Raw genomic sequence first — 7285 nt, 5'->3', positions numbered from 1 at the left:
GGCGTGGAATGCTTTCAACTGCATGTCCCGGAAGAGAAAGACCTGACTCCGGCCTGGGCGCAGCGGGTGAAAGAACTGCTGGCCCCGCGCAACATCAAAATCGCGCGCTTCGTCATCGGCTATTCGGGGCCGGATGGGGATCAATACGACAGCCCGCAGCGCGTATTGGAAACCGTCGGCTTCGGCGTTCCCAACCACGAGAAGCGCAAAGCCCGCCTGGCGCTCACCAAGCGGTATATGGAATACGGCCATGAACAGCTGGGCGTCAACGATTTCAACGCGCATCTAGGCCATGTCGACGAAAAGAACGAATTTTTCGGCCCTATGGTGGAGACGGTGCAGGAAGCCTGCGATCTGGCGGCGCAATGGGGCGGGCATTACGACGTCGAAACCGGGCCGGAAAAATTCGATGCGCTATACGCCTTCATGAAAAAGGTCAACCGCCCTGGAATCTTCCGCGTCAATCTGGACCTGGCCAACATCGTGCTCTATCACGGCGAATGGGAGCCGATCACCTTCTTGAAGAAACTGCTGGACGCCGGTCTGGAAATCGGCGGCGTGCATCTGAAAGACGCCATTCCCACGAACTGCCATCCATCCATGCAACAATGGAACGGCGAAGAAGTGCACCCCGGCCAAGGCATGGTCAATTTCCCGCTGCTCTTGAAGACCCTTTTCGAGAGCGGCTATCGCGACGCCATCGTCGTCGAACGCGAGGTTCTGGGCGAAAGCGGCCTGCAAAAAATCCGCCGCATGACGGAAACGTTGAGTTGGGTATACAATCTCTGCCGCGATATCGAGAACGCTTTTGCGGCATAATATTGATTGAAGATTTGACGAAAAAAGGGCGCTTTACCGCGCCCTTTTTGTTGATTTCCTAATGATTATTCCTACGCCATCACTCGCCCATGCTCATGATCGTAACGAACGACGCGCTCGCCGCGTATGGCCAACACTCCCATCTGCATGGTGGTATTCACGGGAGCGCTGAGCGCAGCGTTGGAGAGCGGTTGCTGACGGGTGCGGCAGCCATCGAGAAAATCGGACCAGAATTTCGTTTGATCCAGGCCGGTTTGAATCGGCTCGCGGTAGATTTCCTCCATCGTATCCGGTTTAAGAACGACAACGTCCTTATCGCCGATCAACAGTGTTCCCTCCCAGCCGAGAATGGCGGGAGTTTCGTTGCTGCCGTAAGTCGTGTAGGCGTTGGCCTCCGTCCCCCCGCAGGTAACGATGAATTGGCCGGGATACTCGATAACCAGGTTGCACGTATCGGGCACGTCGCGCTCTTCCTTGTAAACGGGATCCGGCGCCTGATCGATCGTGTAACGATAGATGCCGCCCAAACCCGCCACCTTCGCCGGATAGCCGAGATCGAGCGTATAAGCCAGCGGATTGTAGAAATGAACGTAATTGTCCGTAATCGGTCCTCCCGAGGTGTCGTAATACATGCGCCAGCGAAAATAACGGCTGACGTTGAACTCATTGCGAGGACAATCCCCTTGAAAACGCTCCCAATCCAAATCGGGACCGGGCTTGGCGTTGGGATCGTCGATGGGCATTCCGCGCTGGCCCCAATCGCCAAAACGGAAATATCCGGTTTGCGCCATGACGGGTTTGCCGATCATGCCTTTTTGGATCAGCGCGCGCGCCTGCGTATAAGCGGATGAGGAGAGGCGTTGACAGCCGACCTGCACCAGGCGTCCCGTCTCTTGAGAGACGCGAGCCACTTTCTCCGCCAAGCCGAGTTGCCGCCAATGCGTCAGTGGTTTTTCGACGTAAACATCCTTGCCCGCGCGCAGGGCGTCGATAGTTTGATAGCCATGCCAATGTTCCGGAGTCGCCACTAAGACCACGTCGATATCCTCGCGGGCCAGCAATTCTTCATGGCGCATAGTGCGGAAAGAGGCTTTCGTCCGTTCAGCGGCCTTATCGAACCGAGGCCGGTACGTATCGCAAACCGCCGTAATTTCAAGCGGCGTTCCCTGCTCCTTCAATTTCAACAGCGTTCCGATATGCGCTCCCGCTCGGCTGCCGCAGCCGATGACGCCGATGTTGATGCGGTCGTTGGCGCCCAACGCTCTCTTCACGGATGGCGCCGCGATTCCCAATGCGATCGTAGAAACCGCCGCCCTTTTATGAAATTGACGGCGATTCATGGATTTATCCGAATGAGTAGAATCGTTCATAAAAACTCCTTAGCCTTCCTAAACCAGATTGACGCGAAGTTGGATTTCACATGCAAGGGAACTTTGAATTGCCTTACATGGAGCGTCAAGTTCCGCTGGGCGCCTGAATCTCTTTTTCCGTAGCGCGTCCGGGACCGTACAGATAGATATTCCCCATGCTGACAATCCCATTGCTCGGTTGATAAGATATCAGCCAATTCCAACGCGGGGCGCTGGTATTGGGATGATAAAAAAGTTCGTCCGGCCCAACGGAGCATAAATACCACATATATTTAAATTGGGGATCGTAATTTTCCCACCAGGCGCTGCCGTCTCCGCCGCAAGTCGCCTTGTCGTGGTAGATGTAATTGTACGGTGGAGGATAAGCGGGACCGTGGTTGGTCTCTTTGCCTTTGGCCATAAATGGATCCCAGAGAATGGCGTTGCCGATATACGACACGGGCGTTGTCAGTTTTTTCAGTCCATATTTGCCCAGATCGTTGGGTCCGCTTGCAGGCATAAATGGAGGATATTGGTTATGATCGATATGATACATATCCAGCGCCGCGCCGATGGCGGCGATATCCCCTTGCACTCGAGCGACAATGGCGCGAGTGCGCGCATTGAGAAAATTGGGAACCGCAATGGCCGCCAAGACGCCGATGATGGCGACGACGATAAGCAACTCGATCAAGGTAAATCCCGCGCTCTTATTCATGCTGACGCTCTTCCGAACCAAGGAGAACTTAATAATCCGCAAAGCTTTTGACATCCAACATAACAGAATCAAATTCTTTGAGCAAGATTATTTTGATAGGAACTGGCCGTTGATCGCCCGGCGGACGCAATTAATGACGCATGTTACGCAGGATAAAAAACATGATAGACTTATTTTGCTTATCGCATTGAATCACGAAAAAAAGAAAAGAAAAAAGGTTGGCGCAAGGAATCGCGTTATGAGAACGATTTTTCCATGGAATCCCAAAGAATCCTCGCTATCCGTGATTCGAATATTTCGTGAATTTCAAGCCTTTTCGTGATTTCGTGATTCAAAAACGGAATAAAAATGCAGCCTCTGCGCTTTGCTTGAAAGGTTCTTCTACTTTTCAAGAAAATACTTAATCCAAAGGCAAGAGTCTATTATCTGCGTAATATGAGTTAATGACATGGGTAAACGAATAAAGCCAAGAAAGAGATGGCCAATCTCCTTCTTGGCTCGCTTCGAATTATCGATTTTCTCAAAAAACTCAATTAATAAAGTTCCCAATCTTCCACCGGGGCGCCGGCGAAGGGATTTTGAAAAATTCGCATTATGGCTTCGTCGAAGACATCGCCCAGCGCGTCGTAAAATGCGTCTGAAACCAACTTCACAGTATCGGGCAAATCCGGCATGATGGTCGTCCCATCGATGGCTACGGCAATTTTTCCGTTAATGGCGCACCGGGGCTGTTGATGATCGCCAGCGGGAACGTCGCCGATTTTGCTTCCGTAATTCGTTTCTACCGGATCCTTTTTCCAATTTTCGAAAACGGGGAAACTGGGACCGGCGGGTTCGCCTTGGCTATTGAAGAAGCGTCCGAAAATTTGTTTGTAACCGTCGTTTTCTTCGCCGCCGAATCGTTCGTCCTGCCACACAACGAAGACATTGCCGTTTTCATCCATATCGCAAAACGTGCGGTCGACTCTCGCTATATCGACGCTTGTATCCACATCGTCGAAACGCACCCAATTGCGCACAGTTCCATCGGTCTTGTAATAAATCAAGACGCCGACCTGGTCCGTTCCGGAACTAAGCGTAGTGCTTTTTACCACCAAATCTTTCCCATTGCTGGCAATCGCCATGCCGTCGCCGCGTCCGCCAGTATCCGCTCCGAAGACGATCCCCAAATCGGGAACGACTTCCACGCCCGCCAACTCGGCGTGATCGGATTGCGCCGGAGTGCGGGGAGAGCCGTCGTTGTTGTACCAGCGAATGCCCTGGCCGTAATCGACGACGAAACCGCCGTCGAAAGCGACGATGTTTTCGTAAACGATGCTGGTGCTGCCGCCCAGATATTGTCCGTCTTCGCCCGTGTGCATGGCGAACGGTCCATATTTTACGTTGCCATCATTTCCAAGGATGATCGCCATCGCCACTTCGGAAGCCTGAGCGCCGATAGTCGCTAGAAACGAATCGAAAGATTGGCGGTTCTCGCCGAGAGAGACGATATCGCCGTTGCTGAGAATCACGGCTCCAATATCGCGGTAGGGTCCTGATTCGGCCAGTAAGTCGCCAAAAGCGTTGATATGCGACCCTACGGGTTTGCCGTCGTTATCGAAGAGCTGCACGACGGAAAAGGGTTCGTCTCCCATGACGTCGCCGAATTCCATCTTGAGCGAAGCGGCGGCTTCAATCTGGTTATGGACGATAAAACCCGTCCCCTTGGCGCGGTCGGGCCGGGCGCCCAGCGTGAAAGCTCCCCAGGTTAGGCCAGTAGCGGCGTAATTGACGAGGGGAGTAGGTTGACCGTTGGAATCGAAACTGCCGCGGATGGGTTCGGGAGTCAATTTCTTGCCATCTGGACCGAAGATCAAAAATTCCGTGCCGCCCACGACGCCGGGCGTTTTGTAATCATGCGCTCTTTTAAAAACCACGATGTTTCCGTTGTTCAAGGCGATGGCCCATACGTTGTCGAAATTCGTCATATCGACTCCATAGTCTCGCCAGGGAGTCAAATCTCCCGTTACGGGAACAATGCCCGCCGCTTGCGGCGAATCCGCTGGTACGGAAAAAGAGACTTGGGGAATCAGAAACAAGGAAGAAAGAAAAACGATAACGACAAGTTTGGTTTTCATAACGAATCACCTCTTTTTTTTGTTCGCGGAAGAAAAAACAAATTCTCGATTTTGCCTTTAGCGAATGTTTGTCTATAAGACAAGTAAACTATAATACAAAAAAAATGCGCGAAAACTAGAGCAAATCAATATAAAAATGCTTCTCTCCATTCCTTTTGTCGTTTGAATCACGAAAACGAGAAATGAAAAAATAGGGTTGCCGCAAGGAATCGCGCTGCGAGAAAGATTTTTCCGTGGAATCAATAAGAATCCATGATATCCGCGATTCAAAAATTTCGTGGAATTCAAGTTATTTCGTGTTTTCGCGATTCAAAAACGCAACAGATATAAAACCTATCCACCGCTCTTAGACGGTTCCTTCAACGCGGGGGCGAGACGCCCGCGCCCCCAGGCGCGTAACATGAGTTATTAATTCCAGTCTTCTTTTTTTGATTTACTCCTGTACCCTATATTATTATTAAGAGAAAGCTATTTATCGTTAATCGGATCGCAGTATATATAACCGTTATGACGCAGCCTGAATCCATGCAGGACAAAGATGGCTTGCATTTGCAGTTCGCGGCGTTGCTTCTCCACGATCTGGAAACTCCGTTTGCCGTGGCAAAGCAATTTTTCAAACGCCTGGAGGAAGGACGATTCGATCCCCACAATCCCAAACATATGCAACTGGCCGCCTCTATTCGCGCCGCAACGCTTCGGGGCGAACGGATATTGGAAGACTTTCTCGACCAGGCGCGAAACGCCGATTCGAAATTGGAAGCGCAACCGGCGCCGGCGGATATTCGCGAAATCATCGCCGATTGCATTCAAGTCGTCTCTCTTTTAGCGGAAGACAAAAATATTACCATCCGCCAAACCATCGATCCCTCCCTCCCGAACAACGCCGAAATTGACCGCCGCCTGACGGCGCGAATCGTCGACAATTTTCTGGTCAACGCCTTGCGGCACTCTCCCCAAAACTCCATTGTGGAAATTCATGCTTTTCTGATGAAGAGAAAACAAGACGGCGCCGCAACGTACAAGATCATGCGCGTGGAAATTCTCAATAAGCATCCTCACGAAATCGATTTCGCTCTCGAAGATATTTTCGATCCCGTCAAACAAGTGGAACTTCGTCAACAGCGCCGCGTCCAAGGCAGCGGATTGGGATTGACTTTCTGCAAAATGGCCGCCGCCGCTCAAAACGGAACTGTCGGCGCCGCCAAGCGCAGCCTCGACGAAGCGGTATTTTGGTTCGAATTGCCCATTCGTCCGCATCAAGACGGCGAACGTTTCGAAAAAGGAGATTCTCATGGTGGAAAAATATAATACCGACGCCGATACCTATTTGCGATCCGGTTCTAACGAACTCAAAGTTCTGGAATTCAAGACGGGAGGCGACGTTTACGGCATCAATATCCTCAAGGTCAGCCGCGTTTTGTCCGAAATGCCGAGTTTTACCGTGATGCCGGAAGCCCATCCCGCTATGCGCGGCGTTTTCAAAAATCACGATCAAGTGATTCCGGTGTTGGATTTAAAATTTTTTTTGTACGGCGAAAAGACGTCCCTCGAGGAACATTTCCGCGTCATCGTTACCGAATTTTTCGGACTCTATAACGCTTTCCTGGTAGAACACGTGGAAGCGGTGCACACCGTTCTTTGGGAAAAAGTCATTAACGCGCAAACCGTCCTCAACATCCACCAAAATCCTTACGTCATCTCCATTGTCCGTCCTACGGAAGAGAAGATGATTTTATTGCTCGATTACGAAACGATCATATTGAATGTGACGCCGGAACAAGTGAAAAACAAATCGAAACTGGACGCCAACATTCAATGCGACGGCGGAAGGAAAAAGATTCTTCTCGCGGAAGACAGCTCCTCCGTCCGCCATATGCTCGCCTTGGAATTGGAAGAGCACAATTTCGAGGTCTTGGCCGCCCATGACGGGGAGGAAGCGCTGGATATCATTCAAAAGACGGAAGACATCTCACTGATTATCTCCGACGTGGAAATGCCCCAAACGGACGGTTTGGCGCTAACCAAACGCATCAAAGGAAATCCTAAAACCGCCCATATCCCCGTCATCGTCTACTCCTCCATCGGCGATCCCGGTATGAAGGAACGAGCTAAATACTTAAAAGCGGAGGAGCATATCACCAAACTGAATATGGACGAATTGTTTCTCAAAATCAACGATCTGTTGGGCATTGCGGCGAAGTAATTGGGCGCCTTGGATGAGTTGCGCTGTACGTCCCATAATTTCCAAATAAAAAAGCGATGAGCCAAAAAACACGACCTAT

General features: G+C 51.1%; 6 protein-coding genes. 3 read left to right on the top strand and 3 right to left on the bottom strand.

Annotated elements, in window-relative coordinates:
• A partial coding sequence (locus tag AB1656_05800) for a TIM barrel protein (protein ID MEW6234881.1) occupies positions 1–819 on the top strand: 819 nt, incomplete at its 5' end.
• A gap of 71 nt (positions 820–890) precedes the next feature.
• Here AB1656_05800 and AB1656_05795 read toward each other — a convergent pair.
• The 3 genes from AB1656_05795 to AB1656_05785 all read right to left on the bottom strand — a co-directional run bounded on the left by AB1656_05795 (position 891) and on the right by AB1656_05785 (position 5003).
• Positions 891–2189, bottom strand: a complete 1299-nt coding sequence (locus AB1656_05795) for a Gfo/Idh/MocA family oxidoreductase (GenBank protein ID MEW6234880.1) — start codon at positions 2187–2189, stop codon at positions 891–893.
• 85 nt (positions 2190–2274) lie between these two features.
• Complete coding sequence (locus tag AB1656_05790; GenBank protein MEW6234879.1) at positions 2275–2886, bottom strand: type II secretion system protein; 612 nt, start codon at positions 2884–2886, stop codon at positions 2275–2277.
• 533 nt (positions 2887–3419) lie between these two features.
• On the bottom strand, positions 3420–5003 hold the full coding sequence (locus AB1656_05785) for a hypothetical protein (GenBank protein ID MEW6234878.1): 1584 nt from the start codon (positions 5001–5003) through the stop codon (positions 3420–3422).
• A gap of 507 nt (positions 5004–5510) precedes the next feature.
• Between AB1656_05785 and AB1656_05780 the strand changes: the two genes are divergently transcribed.
• Both AB1656_05780 and AB1656_05775 read left to right on the top strand, forming a co-directional pair.
• Positions 5511–6311 carry a HAMP domain-containing sensor histidine kinase gene (locus AB1656_05780; GenBank protein ID MEW6234877.1) on the top strand — a complete coding sequence of 267 codons (801 nt, stop codon included), beginning with the start codon at positions 5511–5513 and terminating at the stop codon, positions 6309–6311.
• Complete coding sequence (locus AB1656_05775; protein ID MEW6234876.1) at positions 6295–7206, top strand: chemotaxis protein; 912 nt, start codon at positions 6295–6297, stop codon at positions 7204–7206. The genes AB1656_05780 and AB1656_05775 overlap by 17 nt, the downstream gene beginning before the upstream one ends.
• The last annotated feature ends 79 nt before the right edge of the window (positions 7207–7285 follow it).

The organism is Candidatus Omnitrophota bacterium (genome assembly GCA_040755155.1).
Lineage (GTDB): Bacteria > Hinthialibacterota > Hinthialibacteria > Hinthialibacterales > Hinthialibacteraceae > JBFMBP01.
This window is presented reverse-complemented; position numbering and strand designations above follow the sequence as displayed.

Coding starts and splice junctions, on each gene's coding strand:
- AB1656_05795 (MEW6234880.1), bottom strand. CDS start 2,189: ATGAACGATTCTACTCATTCGGATAAATCCATGAATCGCCGTCAATTT.
- AB1656_05790 (MEW6234879.1), bottom strand. CDS start 2,886: ATGAATAAGAGCGCGGGATTTACCTTGATCGAGTTGCTTATCGTCGTC.
- AB1656_05785 (MEW6234878.1), bottom strand. CDS start 5,003: ATGAAAACCAAACTTGTCGTTATCGTTTTTCTTTCTTCCTTGTTTCTG.
- AB1656_05780 (MEW6234877.1), top strand. CDS start 5,511: ATGACGCAGCCTGAATCCATGCAGGACAAAGATGGCTTGCATTTGCAG.
- AB1656_05775 (MEW6234876.1), top strand. CDS start 6,295: ATGGTGGAAAAATATAATACCGACGCCGATACCTATTTGCGATCCGGT.